Origin of the sequence: uncultured Umboniibacter sp. (genome assembly GCF_947497555.1) — a bacterium.
Classification (GTDB): Bacteria; Pseudomonadota; Gammaproteobacteria; order Pseudomonadales; family DSM-25080; genus Umboniibacter.
In genome coordinates this window covers 1-17,742 of record NZ_CANMGY010000004.1, presented here as the reverse complement: position 1 = coordinate 17,742, position 17,742 = coordinate 1, and the positions used below count along the sequence as shown (strand labels likewise).

General features: G+C 48.7%; 16 protein-coding genes and 1 other RNA gene. 10 read left to right on the top strand and 7 right to left on the bottom strand.

Translation table 11 applies throughout. The features are described 5' to 3' along the window. Positions 1 to 23: 23 nt before the first annotated feature. The 4 genes from Q0698_RS06235 to Q0698_RS06220 all read left to right on the top strand — a co-directional run bounded on the left by Q0698_RS06235 (position 24) and on the right by Q0698_RS06220 (position 6,855). Entirely contained in the window at positions 24 to 3,515 is a 3,492-nt protein-coding gene (locus tag Q0698_RS06235) for an indolepyruvate ferredoxin oxidoreductase family protein (RefSeq protein ID WP_298634831.1), read from the top strand. Next, entirely contained in the window at positions 3,515 to 4,579 is a 1,065-nt protein-coding gene (locus Q0698_RS06230; protein WP_298634829.1) for a Glu/Leu/Phe/Val dehydrogenase dimerization domain-containing protein, read from the top strand. The genes Q0698_RS06235 and Q0698_RS06230 overlap by 1 nt, the downstream gene beginning before the upstream one ends. Positions 4,580 to 4,674: 95 nt before the next feature. Further along, positions 4,675 to 5,946 (top strand): glycosyltransferase, encoded by a 1,272-nt coding sequence (locus Q0698_RS06225; RefSeq protein WP_298634828.1) that lies wholly within the window; start codon positions 4,675 to 4,677, stop codon positions 5,944 to 5,946. A 36-nt stretch (positions 5,947 to 5,982) separates the two neighbouring features. Beyond that, entirely contained in the window at positions 5,983 to 6,855 is an 873-nt protein-coding gene (locus tag Q0698_RS06220) for a glycerophosphodiester phosphodiesterase (protein ID WP_298634825.1), read from the top strand. Positions 6,856 to 6,923: 68 nt separating this feature from the next. On the opposite strand, the gene Q0698_RS06215 is transcribed toward Q0698_RS06220, so the two are convergent. Further along, a complete protein-coding gene (locus Q0698_RS06215) occupies positions 6,924 to 7,718 on the bottom strand; it encodes an inositol monophosphatase family protein (RefSeq protein ID WP_298634823.1) in 795 nt (264 codons plus the stop codon). Between the two features lie 158 nt (positions 7,719 to 7,876). Between Q0698_RS06215 and Q0698_RS06210 the strand changes: the two genes are divergently transcribed. Both Q0698_RS06210 and Q0698_RS06205 read left to right on the top strand, forming a co-directional pair. Then, complete coding sequence (locus tag Q0698_RS06210; RefSeq protein ID WP_298634820.1) at positions 7,877 to 8,614, top strand: RNA methyltransferase; 738 nt, start codon at positions 7,877 to 7,879, stop codon at positions 8,612 to 8,614. 35 nt (positions 8,615 to 8,649) lie between these two features. Further along, positions 8,650 to 9,798 carry an IscS subfamily cysteine desulfurase gene (locus Q0698_RS06205; RefSeq protein WP_298634817.1) on the top strand — a complete coding sequence of 383 codons (1,149 nt, stop codon included), beginning with the start codon at positions 8,650 to 8,652 and terminating at the stop codon, positions 9,796 to 9,798. On the opposite strand, the gene Q0698_RS06200 is transcribed toward Q0698_RS06205, so the two are convergent. Further along, complete coding sequence (locus Q0698_RS06200) at positions 9,795 to 11,120, bottom strand: MFS transporter (protein ID WP_298634815.1); 1,326 nt, start codon at positions 11,118 to 11,120, stop codon at positions 9,795 to 9,797. The two genes, Q0698_RS06205 and Q0698_RS06200, sit on opposite strands and share 4 nt — an antisense overlap. 67 nt (positions 11,121 to 11,187) lie before the next feature. Between Q0698_RS06200 and Q0698_RS06195 the strand changes: the two genes are divergently transcribed. Both Q0698_RS06195 and Q0698_RS06190 read left to right on the top strand, forming a co-directional pair. Further along, positions 11,188 to 12,294 carry a serine hydrolase domain-containing protein gene (locus tag Q0698_RS06195; RefSeq protein ID WP_298634812.1) on the top strand — a complete coding sequence of 369 codons (1,107 nt, stop codon included), beginning with the start codon at positions 11,188 to 11,190 and terminating at the stop codon, positions 12,292 to 12,294. Continuing rightward, positions 12,284 to 12,487: a SlyX family protein gene (locus Q0698_RS06190; protein WP_298634810.1), complete on the top strand. Its 204-nt coding sequence runs from the start codon at positions 12,284 to 12,286 to the stop codon at positions 12,485 to 12,487. The genes Q0698_RS06195 and Q0698_RS06190 overlap by 11 nt, the downstream gene beginning before the upstream one ends. 8 nt (positions 12,488 to 12,495) lie before the next feature. On the opposite strand, the gene Q0698_RS06185 is transcribed toward Q0698_RS06190, so the two are convergent. Genes Q0698_RS06185 through Q0698_RS06165 form a run of 5 tightly spaced genes read right to left on the bottom strand, consistent with a single transcriptional unit; the run spans position 12,496 to position 16,209 of the window. Beyond that, complete coding sequence (locus Q0698_RS06185; RefSeq protein ID WP_298634808.1) at positions 12,496 to 12,858, bottom strand: hypothetical protein; 363 nt, start codon at positions 12,856 to 12,858, stop codon at positions 12,496 to 12,498. A 4-nt stretch (positions 12,859 to 12,862) separates the two neighbouring features. Continuing rightward, positions 12,863 to 13,450, bottom strand: a complete 588-nt coding sequence (locus Q0698_RS06180; RefSeq protein WP_298634807.1) for a BON domain-containing protein — start codon at positions 13,448 to 13,450, stop codon at positions 12,863 to 12,865. Next, the gene (locus Q0698_RS06175) at positions 13,438 to 14,040 is read right to left on the bottom strand and encodes an SIS domain-containing protein (protein ID WP_298634806.1); all 603 of its coding nucleotides are present in this window, start codon (positions 14,038 to 14,040) and stop codon (positions 13,438 to 13,440) included. The genes Q0698_RS06180 and Q0698_RS06175 overlap by 13 nt, the downstream gene beginning before the upstream one ends. Continuing rightward, positions 14,031 to 14,399, bottom strand: coding sequence for a YraN family protein (locus tag Q0698_RS06170; RefSeq protein WP_298634805.1), 369 nt, complete (start codon positions 14,397 to 14,399; stop codon positions 14,031 to 14,033). Before Q0698_RS06170 ends, Q0698_RS06175 begins: the two co-directional genes overlap by 10 nt. After that, the gene (locus Q0698_RS06165) at positions 14,386 to 16,209 is read right to left on the bottom strand and encodes a penicillin-binding protein activator (RefSeq protein ID WP_298634803.1); all 1,824 of its coding nucleotides are present in this window, start codon (positions 16,207 to 16,209) and stop codon (positions 14,386 to 14,388) included. The genes Q0698_RS06170 and Q0698_RS06165 overlap by 14 nt, the downstream gene beginning before the upstream one ends. A gap of 39 nt (positions 16,210 to 16,248) precedes the next feature. Between Q0698_RS06165 and rsmI the strand changes: the two genes are divergently transcribed. Continuing rightward, complete coding sequence (rsmI, locus tag Q0698_RS06160; protein WP_298634799.1) at positions 16,249 to 17,091, top strand: 16S rRNA (cytidine(1402)-2'-O)-methyltransferase; 843 nt, start codon at positions 16,249 to 16,251, stop codon at positions 17,089 to 17,091. A gap of 20 nt (positions 17,092 to 17,111) precedes the next feature. Next, an RNA gene (gene rnpB / locus Q0698_RS06155) (RNase P RNA component class A) lies at positions 17,112 to 17,460 on the top strand. Positions 17,461 to 17,742: the final 282 nt, after the last annotated feature.

Here is a 17,742-nt window from a genome sequence, read left to right as displayed (position 1 = left end):
AATGAAGTGGTGGAGTAGCAATTATGATCGATAAGTCGGTAACGCTCGACGATAAGTACAATCCAGAGGCAAAACGTGCCTACATGACTGGCATTGAGGCCCTGGTAAGACTGCCTCTTCTTCAGCGTCAGCGCGATCTTGCGCGAGGGATTAACACCGCCGGATTTATCTCGGGATATCGCGGCTCTCCGCTAGGTGGCGTGGACCAAGCACTTTGGCGCGCTCGCAATTACCTCGAAGAAAACCATGTGAAGTTTCAACCCGGTATAAACGAAGACCTTGCGGCCACCGCAGTCTGGGGCACTCAGCAGGTCAACTTTAACCCGGGAGCGAACTACGATGGTGTGTTCTCAATGTGGTATGGCAAAGGACCAGGTGTTGACCGCTCGATGGATGTTATTAAGCATGCCAACGCCGCCGGCACGTCTAAGTACGGCGGTGTTCTGGCTGTAGCTGGTGATGACCACGCCTGTAAATCGTCTACTCTACCTCATCAAAGTGAGCATATGTTTATTGGTGCTTCAGTACCGGTACTCAATCCCGCTAACGTTCAGGAAGTACTTGATCTCGGTATCTTTGGGTGGGAGCTTTCACGCTATTGTGGCTGTTGGGTTGCCCTGAAGGCAATCACTGAAAATATGGATTCTGCGATCTCTGCCAATATTGATCCGAACAGAATTGAGATCAAAATCCCGACAGATTTCGCCCTGCCGGAAGGAGGCGTACACGCGCGCTGGCCCGATAAACCGCTTGAGCAAGAAGAACGACTTAATAAGTATAAAATCTATGCCGCGCGAGAGTTTGCCAGGGTCAATAATCTAAACAAAATTGTGATCGATTCCGAGAAGCCGCGCCTCGGAATCATTACTACCGGAAAGTCCTACCTCGACGTTATGCAGGCTCTGGATGATCTCGGTATTGATGAAGGCCTCGCCGCTAATATTGGTCTGAGAGTTTACAAGGTGGGTATGAGCTGGCCGCTAGAGCCGGTTGTTACTCACCAGTTTGCTGAAGGCCTCGACGAAATTTTAGTTGTCGAAGAGAAACGATCTATCATTGAGGATCAGCTAACGGGTCAGCTGTATAACTGGCCAACCGAGGAGCGGCCACGTGTAGTGGGTGAATTCGACGAAACGGGCAAGGACCTACTACCGAATTTAAGTGAATTAACGCCGGCGATGATCGCTCGTGTTATCGCTCATCGAATCGCTCGTTTCTTTACGTCAGACATTGTTCAACAGCGCTTGGACTTTATTAACAACAAGGAATTAGCGCTCTTTGCAAGAAAACCGCTAGTGGAAAGATCGCCGCATTACTGTTCCGGTTGTCCCCACAATACCTCTACCAAAGTTCCTGAAGGCTCTCGAGCTATGGCGGGCATTGGCTGCCATTATATGGCGACTTGGATGCCCGGAGAGCGTGAAGGAGTGAGCTTCACCCAGATGGGCGGAGAGGGTGTTACCTGGGTGGGGCAAGCACCCTTTACTTCAACGAAGCACGTATTCCAAAATTTGGGCGATGGCACCTATTTCCATTCTGGTATTCTTGCTATTCGCCAAGCGGTGTCAGCGAAGGTCAATATCACCTATAAAATTCTCTTTAATGACGCCGTTGCAATGACTGGTGGTCAGCCTATTGATGGTGAACTCAGCATCGATAGACTGCTATTTCAGCTGAAGGGCGAAGGCGTTGATCGTATCGCTTGGGTCATTGACCCCAAAGAGGTTGATGATGTTATGCCTCAGGCTCCGTTTGACGGAGTTAGTGTTCATTGGCGAGATGATCTTGATGCGGTGCAACGTGACTTGCGCGAAACATCAGGCTGTACCGTGATTGTTTACCAACAGACCTGTGCTTCAGAGAAACGTCGTCGCCGTAAAAAGAAAGCCTTTCCTACCCCAAAACAACGGCTCATCATTAATCCTGAAGTCTGTGAAGGCTGTGGGGATTGTGGTGTAGCGTCAAATTGTCTCTCACTTCAGCCTCTTAAAACGGAAGTGGGTGTCAAACGTCGCATTGACCAGAGTGCCTGTAATCTTGATTTCAGTTGTGTAAAGGGCTTCTGCCCAAGCTTTGTCAGTGTGGAAGGGACCTTGCGAAAGCATAGTGCACAGAGCGACATGCCGTCGGTGGTGTTGCCCGAGCCGGAGCAGCACGTGACACTGGATAAGCCCTGGAATATCGTGGCTACCGGTGTGGGTGGAACCGGGGTATTAACTGTCACGAGTCTCATTGCTATGGCCGCGCACCTCGAAGGTAAGGGCTGCGCAACCATGAATCAAACCGGTCTTGCACAAAAGTTTGGTGCGGTAGTTTGTCATGTTCGCGTAGCGGCTAGGCAAGAGGATATTCACGCCGTCCGTGTTCCAGCGGGCGAGGCAGACTTATTACTTGGTTGCGATTTGGTGGTTGCAGGAAGCGATGAGTCACTAGCGAAGGTCGACAGTCAGCGCTCATTTGCGATTATTAACGAAGTCGACACCCCCACATCAGAAATCTTCAAAGATCGCGATCACTCTTTGCCTATGGATGCGATCAAGGCCGAGATTTCAGATCACTTAGGTACTGATCGCGTCGCGTTCTACCATGCGACAGATCTCGCTGAACAGTTGCTTGGTGATTCCATTGGATCAAACTTAATGTTGATGGGCTGTGCCTACCAACGAGGTCTGCTGCCGGTTTCGCAAGAAGCTATCTTCCGCGCAATTGAATTGAACGCAGTAGCGATTGATCAAAATAAGCGAGCCTTCGAACTTGGTAGGTTGCTTGCACATGACCCTAACGCCTTCACTGCGAAAGTTCATCAAGAGGTCGCGTTGCTGACCGACTATCAAGATGTCGTCGACGATCGTTTTGAACGCCTTGTTGACTATCAGAATGAAGCTTATGCCCAGCAATTTGTTAATGATGTTGCCGCAGTGGCTAAAGCTGAAAGCGCATTATTTGACGACAGCACATTGCCATTAGCGACAGCAGTTGCTCGGTCACTGTTCAAATTGATGGCCTATAAGGACGAGTATGAGGTCGCGAGACTACAGACCACGAGTCACTTTAAAAAGTCGTTAGCGACGCAGTTTGAAGATGGCTTTAAGGTGGCCTATAACTTGGCACCGCCTATGTTATCGAAGAAAGGAACCGATGGCCGAATTCACAAACGTCGCTTCGGCGCCTGGTTAACCCCGGTACTATCAGTGTTGGCGAAATTTAAAATGCTACGTGGAACTCGCTTCGATGTATTTGGTTATCACCAAGATCGGGTAGAGGAACGTGAACTGATCGAAGAGTACCGCAACGTCCTGACCCGCCTTACTCAGCGCCTAACGACAGAAAACTTTGATGTGGCGCTAGAGATCGCGGCGCTGCCGATGTCACTTCGGGGCTATGGTCACATTAAAGCCGCCGCGGTTCCGGAGTATCGCCAGCAGTTACAGCACTCAATGGGTGCCATGCTCGCTGAACGGATACCCGTAACAAACATTAGCAACGATAATAATAAAATTAATGAGGAAGTTTGATGAGTGTTTTTAGTAATAGGAACTTCGATCAGCATGAAAATGTGGTATTTCATGAATGCAGAGAGAGCGGTTTAAAGGCGATTATCGCGATACATGATTCGCGTTTAGGGCCAGCTATGGGCGGCTGTAGAATGTTTCCCTACCAAAATGATGCAGCGGCAATAGACGATGTGCTTCGCCTGTCTCAGGGAATGACCTATAAAAATGCTTTAGCAGGGCTCCCCATTGGCGGTGGTAAAGCGGTTATCATAGGTAATGCGCGTGAAGCCAACGCGGAAACTTGGCGAGCAATGGGTGACTTTGTCCAATCCCTTTCGGGACGATACATCACTGCAGAGGACTCCGGTACAAGCGTATCGGCTATGCAGCTTATCGCACAGCGAACTCCCTATGTGACGGGCGTATCGAGTTCACAGGCACATCACGGTGATCCGTCACCCAGCACAGCAAAAGGTGTGTATTTTGCGATGAAGGAATCGGTTCGAGTTCGCTACGGTCAAAATCATCTCTCTGGTTTAACGGTAGGAATTCAAGGATTTGGCAATGTTGGTCGGCACCTCTGCAAGCTACTCATTGAAGCGGGCGTTAGCGTCTTTGGTGCTGATCCGAATCTGGATAATGCCGACAGAGCTCGCGCTCTGGGAGCTAAGATTGTCGATCCTGGTCTACTCATGACATTACCCATGGATGTTTTCGCTCCGTGCGCGATGGGCGCTATTCTCAACACTGAATCGATTGCCAAGTTGCAAACCGGATTGGTCTGCGGTGCCGCGAATAATCAGCTTGCGACGGCATCGGTAGAACAGGAGTTAATGAAACGAGAGATTCTTTACGCGCCTGACTTTGCGGTAAATTCAGGTGGCATTATTGATGCGTTCTCACAGTATTCCCCAACGGCAAATATCAACGTTGAACGGCAAATTTCCGAGATATCAAATACCCTCGCAGCAGTTTTCGATTATGCGAATTCACATAGTGTTACTGCCGGGGCTGCCGCTGTTAAGTTAGCTAAGTTACGTGTTGAGAACGGCCTGTCTTCTAAGGACAAATTATTATCCGCATAACAGAGTTTTTAAACAAAATCCTGTAATCGCTCGGCCCATGTCCATGCATGGGCCGTTTTACGTTATAATAGGGGTGAGATTTAGCGGAATTTCGTATGCGTGTATTAATGATTGGCTATGTTTGGCCGGAGCCTACTTCGTCAGCGGCAGGTAGACACTTCATGTCACTCGCCAAACTGTTTGCCGCCAAGGCTAGCAGGCTTTGCATTGCCAGCGCGGCAGAGCGCACCGAGTATTCCGAGAACATTAGCGAATTAGGCTACGAGTCGCAGCAGTTGGAACTTAACAGTGCTAGTTTTGACGAATTTGTGAGTCAGTTCGCCCCTCAATTAGTGGTTTTCGACCGTTTTATGACCGAAGAGCAGTTCGGTTGGCGTGTTAGTCAATATTGTCCGAACGCCATAAAAGTATTGGATACTGAAGACCTACAGTCGTTGCGAGAGGAACGCCGACGCTGTGTTATGGCGGAAGAGGAATTTCGAGTTGAACGACTGCTGAACGCGGAGAAGTTTAAACGTGAATTGGCGGCAATTCATCGTAGTGACTTGAGTTTGATAATCTCCCCGCATGAGCACCAACTGCTTGTTAATACCTTTAAGGTACCGTCATCTCACCTGGCGTTACTACCGTTCCTAATTGAAGCTGAGGAACTAGAGGTTGCACCTAAACCCTACACTGAACGAGAAGGCGCAGTCGCTATTGGCAACTTTCGACATGCGCCTAACTGGGATAGTGTCCGGGAGCTCTACCGGCTGTGGCCGCGTGTACGCGAGCAGCTTCCTGCAGCAACTCTTAGTATTTACGGCGCCTACTTACCCCCGAAAGCCATGCAGCTTAATCAACCGAAGCAAGGTTTCACTATTAAGGGGCGAGCCGACGATGCGTTATCTGTCATCAGTAGAGCCAAGGTGCTGTTAGCACCGTTGCGTTTTGGCGCAGGGCTGAAAGGGAAGTTATTAGAAGCAGCGATTGTGGGGACGCCTTCGGTGACGACCAATATAGGCGCCGAGGGTATGCTGATGGAGTTGGATCAGTGGCCCGGTGTCGTAGTCTCAGATGATGAGAGTTTTGTTGCAGCTACGATTCGATTGCTCTGTGATGACGAGTACTTTAACGAGAGACAGCGTCATACTAAGCCATTCCTCAGTCAGTTTGCTGCCCAAAAATGGATGGATAATCTAACAGATCGACTAACTAATATTTTAGAGATTGGCATTGAAACTCATCGGCAGGGCAACTTAACGGGGTTGCTAATGAATTATCACGGTGCCAAAAGCTATCAGTTTATGTCGCAATGGATTCAGGTTAAGACTGAATTCTCAGCGTTTCGAAACGCCGTTGACGAGCGCAATAACAATAACGAATAATTCGATAATTAGAATAATTGAGCAGAGCAAAATAGCATGAAACGATTACTAGTCTGCGTCGTGGTACTTGCCATGATCTACGCGGTGTTACGCGTGTGGCCCTCATCCGAGGCAACGGAATTTCCCTCCTTCTTTAGTGATAGTAGTTTTGATGTCATCGCTCATCGAGGCGGGAAGGCTCATCGTCCTGAGAATACGCTAATCGCCTTCCGGCATGCGGTGGCAATAGGTGCCTCGGTGTTAGAGCTTGATGTGCACCTAAGTTCGGACGAAAAGTTGGTAGTGATTCACGATGACCGGGTGGATAGAACTACTAATGGAAAAGGTTTTGTAGCGGATTTAACTTCGATTGAGCTCGGCGCCCTTGATGCGGGCTACGGTATGCTTGTAGGCGAAGACTATTCCTACCGAGGATTAGGCATAGGTATACCTACTCTGCAGTCAGTAGTCGACGAGTTTAATCACATACGTTACGTCATTGAGATCAAGCCGAAGAGTGAACACGCGGCGAGACGCCTATGTGAATTTATCGCGACGAACGATCTATCTGACCGAGTAATCGTCGGTTCATTTCATACTCAAGCGATGAGTGCCTTTAGAGCAATGTGTCCAAATGTCGTGACATCTTCGCCAACCATGGAGGTCGCACGGTTCTATTTTCTCCACAAATTGGGTCTAAGTCATTGGTACAGTGGCGAAGGGCAAGCTTTGCAAATACCGTTAGAACACTTTGGCTTGACCGTAGTGACTCCGGCGCTTATTGCCGACGCGCAAAGTAATGGGCTAAAGGTTCACGTATGGACGATAAATGATGTTGGGACGATGCGCCAACTGCTCGATTGGGGTGTCGATGGTATCGTCACCGATGTCCCAGAGACGCTTCAAGAAATGGTTCAGACAAACGATTAGCGGGCTTGGGGCTTCCACTGGACGGCTTTGAAAACTATCCAGTGGGACCAAGTGATCTTATAGCGACCTCAGAGCGATAAATGAGGACGAACATTCTGTAGAATAGGTTTAATCAGCTTCGGCGAGGCAGCGACGATATGTCCGGAAGTGAGGTAATCATGGCCTCCATCGAGGTCAGCGACTAAACCACCGGCTTCCTTCACGAGTAATGTTCCCGCTGCCATGTCCCAACTAGCCAGACCAAGTTCCCAAAACGCATCGACTCTGCCCGCAGCAACGTAAGCGAGATCAAGACTTGCCGCTCCGGCGCGACGAATTCCCGTAGAGAGTGCTGCAAGTTGTGCCATTCCTTTGGTGTAGCCTTCAATATGCTTATCTTGCTTGCCTCGGAAGGGGATGCCGGTAGCAAGTAGAGCGCTGTCTAGGTTACGCGCCGAGCTTACTCTGATACGACGGCCATTTAAGTTCGCACCACGACCGCGAGTTGCGGTGAACTCTTCACGACGAATAGGGTCGAGTACCACGGCATGTTCGACTTTGCCACGATAAATACAAGCGATAGAAACAGCGTAGTGGGGGATGCCACGAATGAAGTTAAGAGTGCCGTCGAGGGGATCAATAATCCATTCGTATTCGGCGGTGCCATCAGTGGTTCCTGACTCTTCGCCTAAGATCTTATGATCAGGGTAGGCTTTGCGCAGGTGATAAATGATTTCCGCTTCAGCAAGCCGGTCGACTTCAGTGACAAAGTCATTTAGGCCCTTCTCATCAACTTTAACTAGTTCAAGTTCTTCGGAGGCACGAACGATTAACTCGCCTGCCTTACGCGCAGCGCGAAGCGCTATGGTTAGCATGGGTTCCATGATGGCAATCTCTTTTTAAAAAAACGGTTCGACTTAGCGAGCGGCAAGCTTAACAAAATTTTGCCTGCATCCCTATAAGAATTTTTCCTCATTATAGCTAGTCATATCTCGGTAGTGCTAAACTTCAGTTCAACTTTAGTTTAGTCGAGAAATTTTGCATGTTAGATCGTGTTTCAGTTGTCATGGTAGGAACTAGCCACCCCGGGAATATTGGAGCAACCGCTAGAGCGATGGCGGTTATGGGGTTGTCTAAGTTAGTACTAGCGAAACCACGGTGTGAAGTGAATGAGCAATCTGAAGCCATGGCGTCGAAGGGACTTAAGGTATTACAAAACCGAGTGGATACTACTAGTTTAGCCGAAGCGCTGGCGGGTCAGCAGCTTGTAATTGGAGCTAGCGCCAGGGTTCGAGGTCTGGATTGGCCATTGGTAAGCCCACGGGAGGCCAGTGCAATCATGGCAGCCAAACTTAAGAGTGGTGAGGCAAACCAAGTCGCTTGGGTGCTAGGTCGCGAAGACACTGGCTTAACAAATGAAGAATTAGCGCACTGTCATTATCATGTACATATTCCTACCAGTGCCGAGTATTCGTCACTCAACGTCGCGGCAGCGGCTCAACTCCTCGCTTATGAAAGTCGACTAGCTCTGTTGGATAGTACTAAAACTGCGGTTGAGCGCAGCACCGAGGAAAGTTTGGCCACCGGCGATGATTTGGAGTTCTTTTTTGATCACTTGGAGCAGGTGATGGTTGATGTGGGTTTCCATAATCGAGCAGAACCTAAACTTACCATGCAGCGACTGCGTAAATTGTTTTACCGAAGTCATCCCAAGTCAGCGGAAATATCAATTCTTCGTGGTATTCTGAGCGGCGTGCAAAGAAAGCTAGACAACAAATAATGAACATTGTTTCAGCCATTAATGAGGAAGCTTGAATGAAACGTCCTATTTTTCTTGATTACGCAGCAACGACTCCTGTCGATCCCCGCGTAGCGAAGGAAATGATCAACTGCCTCGAGCTTGATGGCAATTTTGGTAATCCCGCTTCGCGCTCACATGTGATTGGCTGGCAAGCCGAGGCCGCCGTTGAGGCAGCACGCTCCCATGTCGCCAAGCTGATTAGTGCTAATCCTCGAGAGATCGTATGGACGTCAGGTGCTACTGAGTCAGATAATCTTGCGATTAAGGGTATTGCGGAGATTCGAGCTGAGCAGGGGCGGCACATCATCACTTCAGTCATCGAGCATAAAGCGGTGCTAGATTCCTGCGATTACCTCGCGACCAAAGGTTTTGAAATCACTAAATTACAGCCGGATTCGACGGGTCGAATCAGTGCCGTTCAAGTTGAACAGGCACTTCGTAGTGATACGATATTGGTGAGTATCATGCACGTTAATAACGAGATTGGGGTGGTGAATCCCATTGCTGACATTGGCGAATTGTGTCGTCGTAATAACGTGGCGTTTCATGTTGATGCGGCGCAATCTGCGGCCAAAGTGGCGATTGATGTCGAGGCGTTGAATATCGATCTGTTGAGTATCTCGGCCCATAAAATGTATGGCCCCAAGGGAATTGGTGCGCTCTATGTTCGTAGAGCACCAGAAATTAAAGTCGCTGCTCAAATTCATGGTGGTGGGCACGAGCGAGGTATGCGTTCGGGTACACTTCCAACTCATCAAATAGTTGGCTTCGGCGAAGCCGCCAAAATAGCAACGGCCGAGCTTGAGCAAGACAGGGCACACGCCTTGGCATTGCAGCAGGCATTTTTGGCTGAATTACAGGGGGTTGAGGGCATCCATGTTAATGGCTCCATGGAACATCGATCACCAATGAATTTAAACCTTAGCTTTTCGGGGGTTGATGGCGAATCACTGTTGATGTCGTTGAATAAACTTGCCGTCAGCTCTGGTTCAGCCTGCAACTCTGCGAGCGTCGACCCCAGCTTTGTTCTAGTCGGAATTGGTGTGCCGGCAAAGCTTGCCCTCACTTCTTTGCGCTTCAGTTTTGGACGGTTTAGTACGCTTGATGAGGTGGTGGAGGCAGCTAGAATACTTCGTTCTGTCTACCAATCCTTACGTGGTTAGTCACTTCTGAAAGCTAATTTTTTCGGAGTGACTACCGCAAGCGCTACGCAGCTAATTAGCGCTAAACACCATAGCATTGTGGTAGCGCTGATCAGATAAAGGTTGTTGATTAAATAGCCGCCTATCCCACTCGCAAGCACTATACCGATGGCATCGGACATGCTTGCTACTGTAGAAGTCTTACCAATTTGATCCTTTGGCGAACCATCCATAAGTTGTGCCGATGCACAATTATATACTAGGCCCATTCCTGCACCCACCAGTGTCCAACTCAGTGCGAATAGCATGGGTTCCCAACTACGCTGGAGAATGGCGATGGAGCCTAAGATGCCAATAAATAGTAGCGCGTTGCCTCCCAAAATGAGTTTCCGCCGGTAATGTCGCGTTCGTCTCGATGCAGCTAGCGCACTCGCCCCGGTCCACCCTACGGCACCGATTACGAGAACTAAACCCGCTTCGCTTGCACTATAGCCGTATTGCCTCACTAGAACGAGTGGAATCATTACGTCGGCAGCATAAAAGGAAAAATGAACGAGACCTCTCGTTGTCGCTAATGCGGCTTGCGGCGAGTGCTGAGCTCGCATGGAGTAGGGCGCAATGGAACGAACGCCCACAATCGCCAAGGCCACAAGCAAGATGGCGAACAGAATGTAGTTAAGATTGGTGCCATAGCTAAGCGCTAGCGACCCAGCGGTGACAAGCAGCGCGATCGCAAGCGCTATAATCATCGTTCGTCGCTTAGCGGCAGCACCTGTTGATTCGAAGCTGAAGCGACGCAGACGAATAAAAACGGTTGTTAATGACACCAATAGAAGTGGTATTTGCAGGATAAAAACTGCTCTCCAGCTTAGGTTATCACTGAGCCAACCCGCTGTAACAGGCCCAAGCATTGCTGGGACAAGCCAAGCAGCGGAAATTAGACCAATCACCTTAGGACGAAGTGCTTCGCAATAGCAATGGGCTGTTAGCGAAAAAAGTACCGCATAGAGCGCGCCGCCGCCTATGCCTTGAAGGAAACGAGCGGCGACAAAAGCGTTCATTGAGGGTGCTAAAGCGGCGACACCTAACCCCAGCGAGAAGGCACAAATGGCAGCGACCAGCGGTAAGATAGGCCCCTTTCGATCTAAGCGGTCGCCTGCCCAGACCACAGAAATGAGCGAGCCGATCATATAGAACGAAAAAGCGGCTCCGTAGAGTTGGTCGCCATTTAGATCTGAGCTGATAAAAGGCATAATGGTGTTTATCGCGAGTTCGTCGAATGCGTATAGCATGATGCCGAGTATTTGGCCGATAAGCAGTAGTTTTTGCTCGCGAGAAAACATGTTTAATCCTAGTGAAAAGCGTAACACCGCTATTCTGTATTAGTCTGAAGTTGGGGTAAAATTATTTATGTCATTAAACGCCGCGCAGACTTCAGAATTTGCAGAGTTCTACCATTCGCTGATGCAACGTCTTGGGGATGAGGGTAGTGCATTGGCGGTATTTAAGAATGGTGAATGTCTGTTGAATTTGGTCAGTGGTGAATCAAGCCCAGGAGTACCATGGCGAGACGACACTCAAGTGATCTGTTACTCGGCTTGCAAGGGCGCGTTAGCAATGGCTATTTCGAGGCTAGTTACTCGCACAGATCTCTCCTACGGCGATACGCTGGCTAGGTGGTTAGTCATACCACCGGAACACGCTTTGAGTTCAATTACTGTTGGTCAATTGCTATCCCATCAGAGTGGCATGGTTGCTTTCCATGATCGCCTAGCCGAAGAGTCTATCTATCACTATGAAGATATGTGTCGCGCGGCGCTTAGAGAACTCCCGTGGTTTCAAAAACCAACGCTCGCCTATAGTCCATTTCTATGGGGCTGGCTAGTCTCGCAGTTGATCGAGGCGGTGACCGGCGAACCCTTCGAACACTCTGTCTCAGGCGTAAGCTATGGCAAACTCGGAGACGACGAAACACTGGCTGTACTAACTCCTAACCGCGCCGCGCTTAAATCATATCGAACCCAGTCGTTGAAACGATCCTTAGGTCCTAATGGAAAGGAAATGACTCGTTCTGCTTTTATGAATCCGAGTTCATTGATGGTGGGACACAACGCCAAGAGATGGACCTCTTCGATGATCCCAGCAGCAAGTGGAAGGGCCTCAGCCTTTGGACTGGCGGGAGCCTATGCTGAATTTCTGACTGTTACCGTAAAGGATACGGACTATTCGCCGGCAAAAACTATTATTCATGGACCCTGTAAAACGACCCAAACGGAGATGGCATTCTCCTATGGATTTATGCGGCCGCAGGGTACAATCGATACCCAATTCGGTTCCATGACAGGTGGTTTTGGGCACAGTGGCGCTGGCGGTAGCTTTGGCTTTGCCGATATTAAGCATGACCTAGCAGTCGCGTACGTGACTCGGTCACTTGGACAGGCGATGTTTCTCGATCAGCGCGGTGCAGAGCTTATTGAACGGTTATATTTACTCTTGGAGATAGATAATGAACTATGAAACTGAAGTAGAGCAGCTGCAAATACAAGTTGCGTTTCAGGAGTCGGCCATAGCTGATTTAAATGAGGTAGTGACGAAACAAGATGAAGAATTACGTGTAATTAGAAAGCAACTGCGTTATTTGAATGAAATGCTAAGGCGAAAAGATGAAGGGGGCTCAGCGCCTACCAATGAGCCACCTCCACATTATTAGGGCTGGCGTTATCCGCGTTTAAATATTGATTTAAGTTTCGCGAATATCCCTTTACTCTCTGATGTTTGAGTAGCTACTGGAACATCCGGTTCGTTATCCGGGACCACCACGTCATCGGTCGCGATGGACATTGACTCGGTAGCGACATCCGCAGCTTCAACCACACACTCAAGACCACAATCTTCGACTAACTTAGCTAGCGCATGAGCTTTTTCGCTACTGAGGTCAGGCTTAATAACAATTGGTGCGATAGTCATTAGCTTTTCGGCATCTGAACTACTAATTGAAAATAGCGACGCAAACGCCTCAAGCGCTTCCAACCAGTCACTATGCTCTAGAGTAGAACCTGTTAATTTTAGGTTGTAGCTCATGAGATTATCCTTCTGCATATTCGAAAACCTTTACGATACGCTGTACCCCCCCTGTCTGTCGAGCAATATCGACGGCGACGTCAGCTTGTGTTCGAGTGACGATACCCATGAGATAAACGACACTGTTTTCCGTCACGACTTTAATATTGGAGAAATCATAATCAGAATCGGAGATAGCGAAACGACTTCGAACTTTTGCCGACAAATAGGTGTCATTAGCACCTACTAAGGTTGAGATAGCGCCACTGATTGAAATTTGGTTATGTACCTGACGAACTCCTTTAACCTCGCGTGCGATTTGTGTCACACGTTCTCGTTCCTCCTCGGTTGATAACTGCCCAACCAAAAGCACGACACCGTTATAACTAACGACTGAGATATTTGCCTCAGCTAAGGTTTCGCTGCTATGTCGAATATTGACTGCAACGACCGTTTCAATTTGTTCATCATCAATGAACCGGCCAAAGCTGCGATCGAGCTCGTTGTTCTCGATGGGACCATCCGTTGATGCGGTGATGATACTAGTACAACCTATAAGTCCAGCTAATACCCCTATACTGCAGATTTTCGAAAGTTGGCTTAGTTGTCGCATTCATCTACTCCAAAAAGTTGTGCTTCTAATAATTCAATTAAACAGGCAATCGCCAGTTGATGAACTTCGGTTAGCCGAGGTGAGGGCTCAATAGGCGCAGAGATTTCAATGTCATCTTCACTAATGGCTGCCAGATAGCAATCCAGTTCTGGACCACCCAAGATGACAATGCTCATTCCACGACTCTTTGCGGCGCTAATCGCCGTAAGCAGGGCGGGTGAAAATTCCTGTTGAGTGACAACCACTAAGCTATCGCCCTCTTGGCCTAAACCTATAATTTGGCGGGCGAAAATATCATCCAGACCATGATCACTCGCGATCGCGCTAATGGCAGTAGCATCCTGATTAAGCGAGAAAATAGGTAATGCAGGCCGTTCTCGTTCCAGCCGATGCATTAAGCTTGCCGTCAACTGTTGCACGACACTCGCTGATTCGGCTGAACCACAGGCCAGTATTCTCCCATCATGAACTAAGGTGTGAGTGAGAAGTTCGCTAGCTTCGGCAAGCGGTGCCGCAATGGCCTCGCATGCGGCCATTTTTGCAGCAATACTCTCGTGAAACTGATCAATAATATACTGTTCTAAATCCATGATGACTCGCAATCAATAGCATTTCTTATCCAAGTGATCTCTTTGTTTTCATTAGTTATGAGATCAAACCGGAGTGGTTGATTCTGATATTCTTGATTTTCACATAAAAAGTGATGGGCTGCTTTAATTAATTTCTGCTGTTTTGCGGAGGTTAGGTAGTCTTCTGGACGACCGAACGTATTCGCGGAGCGATACTTGACTTCGACAAAAATAAGCGATTCTTGCGAACTCGCTATTATGTCAATTTCACCGTAGCGACAACGATAATTAGTGGTGACGATATCAACGCCATTTTCAGTCAAATACTGCGCAATATGAGCTTCATATTCAGCGCCTTTAGCGACGCTATTTTTCCCCATCGGCCAACGGGATCAGCGCGCCGTTCTGGTATACTCCCCAACTTAACCGCCGTGATACAGAGCGATCTTCGCTAACACTAAGCTTGCCGGTGTAACCGGGCAATCGAGTCCCGGGTACAAGGTGGAGGTAGTTTAATCTCGTGCCAACAATCATACTGTCCGCACCCAATGCCATGAGTGCTTGCAGTGCTGGCTGGCCCTCCGCCGAGGAAAATATAAGCGCATTGCTACCGTCTTCGTGGAAAACGGACCATGGAGCGACTGAGACGAAAACGCCATTAAGGTCTTGATTGCGAGTTTGGTTGGCTTCGCCAGAATAGACTCGGCTACTCGCGAAAACATCAAGATCGTTACCGTGATTGAAGTCAATCTGAGGCTTGATTTGGCGCGCTTCGATTGGGGTGCCGCTAATGAAAATACTATCAATATCCTGACGGCGTCTATCCTCCGATTCAACGGGCAGCTGCAACGCGCGTGAAATTGCTCTAGCCCGCGCTCGTGATTTGTCAACGTGAAGTGCACTCGCGATTTCAGTGGCAAATTGGCTCCCAACCGTTAATCGAGCTAAGGCCAGTTCAACCGTGTGTGGGGAGCTTTCATCAGATAACTGGTCGAGCCAGGCTGATTCGAAGGAGTGCTTAATTTCGTCGTTATTTTTGCCTGCCGGCAATAACACTAATGGTTGGCGATAGCCCCTGTTGTAGATCATCCGAGCGACCTCGGCTCCGTCTTCGGATGAGTTCAAGCTAAACGAAAAAAGCTGCTCATTATCACTAACTAGATCGTAGCTATTGAGCAACAGTGTCGGTGTGGTAGTCACTTGCTCAAGCGCGGCAATCTGGGCGACTCGATCTTTTAGAAGTGGGCCGATGATTAAATCGTAACGATCAGCAACGTCTAAATAGAGTGCGATAAAGTCGTCGTTGTTACTATCATAAAAATCAATGCTAGAGACGCGGCCACCGGCGGCACTCATATTGTAGTGTGAGAGAATAATGCCATCTTGAATAGCGCTACCGAAGGCTGAAAGCGGTCCGCTAAGCGGTAGCAGGACCGCGGTTCTAGGTGGGGGTAGCATTGACAGTTCAATCAATTGCGAGATGAGTTCGGGCGTATCATTAAAGAACAGGTCAGGGTTGACTTCAATAAAGCTAGTTAGGGCTTCGCCCTGCTTATCGAGTGACGTCCTTGAATCAGCGAGTAGTAGAGTTAGTGTGATCCATTTGTTCCAACTAGTGCTTTCAGTTTTGGACTCTTCGATAACTTGAACTTCCTCTTCTAGCAGAAGTTGAATAATCCGTTGATCACATTCATTTGAAGGCGATAGTGAGCACTGAACGAAGACGGCGTAAGCGGCATTGTAATATTGCCCTACCAGTTCAAAACTTATAGCGGATCTCTGATTGATATCAATTGCTACGGCGTTGGTGAGCTGAATAGCTGGCCGTAATGCCGCTGTATTATAGAATGCAGCGGAGTCAGCATGTCGCCCTTGAGCATTGGCGATAGCCGCTTGGATGAAAACCAATCTACTTTGATCTGTGTTATTAAGGAAGGTACTTTGCCATTCAATTAGGAAGGTATCAAAGCTCTGACTGTTAGCGGCGTTAAGGTGAGGTGTAAGTGCCAATGCTGACTCAAGCTGCTCACTTATAGAGAGGTCGGGTAATTCATTGAGTTCGTTAGTTATATCTAGCTCGACTAGTTCTTCAGCAACGCTAGGAACGACAGGATTGCTTGTTGGCGCACACCCAACGATAATGCCGATTAACAATAGGATTGCAGTGCTTCGGATAACTGACGAGTACATAATCTATAATTGACCTTACTGATTAGGGCGGAACACATTTTGACACAAGCTTTAACACCGACACTTTACATCGTAGCGACACCTATCGGCAATCTGAATGATATCACGTTACGAGCAATTGACACCTTGAAGCAGGTCGAATTTATCGCTGCGGAAGATACTCGTCATACACGTCGGCTCCTCTCGCACTTCGAAATCGAGACCTCCGTCATAAGCTTTCATGATTATTCCTCAGAAGAATCCGCTCGTAAATTACTTGAACGTATAGTAAGTGGCGATAATTGTGCGCTAGTTAGCGATGCGGGTACACCACTAATTTCTGACCCAGGCTACCGTTTAGTTAGTTTAGCTCCTGAGTATGGCGTGACGGTTTCGCCGATCCCTGGAGCGTGTGCTTTGATTGCTGGTTTAAGCGCTGCGGGGCTGCCATCAGATCGATTTTGCTTTGAAGGTTTTCTTCCCGCTAAGCCATTACAAAGGCAAAAACGCCTCGCGTCGCTCGCCAGTGAAACGCGTACGCTTGTATTTTATGAAGCCCCTCATCGAATCGAGGCGCTGCTATTGGATATGCAGGCAGAGTTCGGCGAACAACGTGAGGTAGTTCTCGGTCGTGAACTTACCAAAACGTTTGAAACTATTACTCGTGGCTCGCTCTCGGAGTTAATTGAGTTCACCTCAGCGGATTCGAATCAGCGCCGCGGTGAGTTCGTTGTGATGGTGACCGGAGAGAATAATGTTCAGCTATTCGATGATAAAGCGAAGGATACCTTCCGGTTGTTGAATGAAGAATTGCCGCCAAAAAAGGCTGCAAAGATCGCCGCGCAGATTCATGGCGTGAACGCTAAGGATATCTACCAATGGAGCTTGACCAAGAATAGCTAGTTAAGTAAGGTGCGCGCTTGGGAGTCGGCTAGGCAATCGCTATCTATTTATAGGTAGAGGAAAGTCCGGGCACCAAAGGGTAGAGTGCCAGATAACGTCTGGGGGGTGAAAGCCCACGGAAAGTGCAGCAGAGAGTAGACCGCCTAAGCTTCTTCGGAAGCCGGTAAGGCTGAAAGGGTGCGGTAAGAGCGCACCGCGTAACTGGTAACAGTTTACGGCAAGGTAAACCCCACTCGGTGCAAGACCAAATAGGCCTCCATTGGCGCGACCCGCGTTGGAGGCGGGTAGGTTGCTTGAGGCTATTGGTGACGATAGCCCTAGAGGAATGATTGCTCACGACAGAACCCGGCTTATCGGCCGACTTCCAAACTAATTTCTATCTTTGCTAAAAACGTATTGACGAAGGTCAATGCGATCGGTATTATTGCCGACCTTGCTTGACGGCGGTAACCCGTCGCTAGCCAGAAGTTTTGGCTAAGAGCTGTCGTATCGCGTGTAATTTCACCTAGGCGAATCGCCTTAAAAAATCACCTTTACATTGAGTTGGGGCGCCCTATAATGCGCTCCATCACAACGCAGCAGCGAGTGATTAAAGCGGATTGAAACGCGGGTTTGAAAGTTTGAAAAAACATTTCAAATCAACGGTTTACA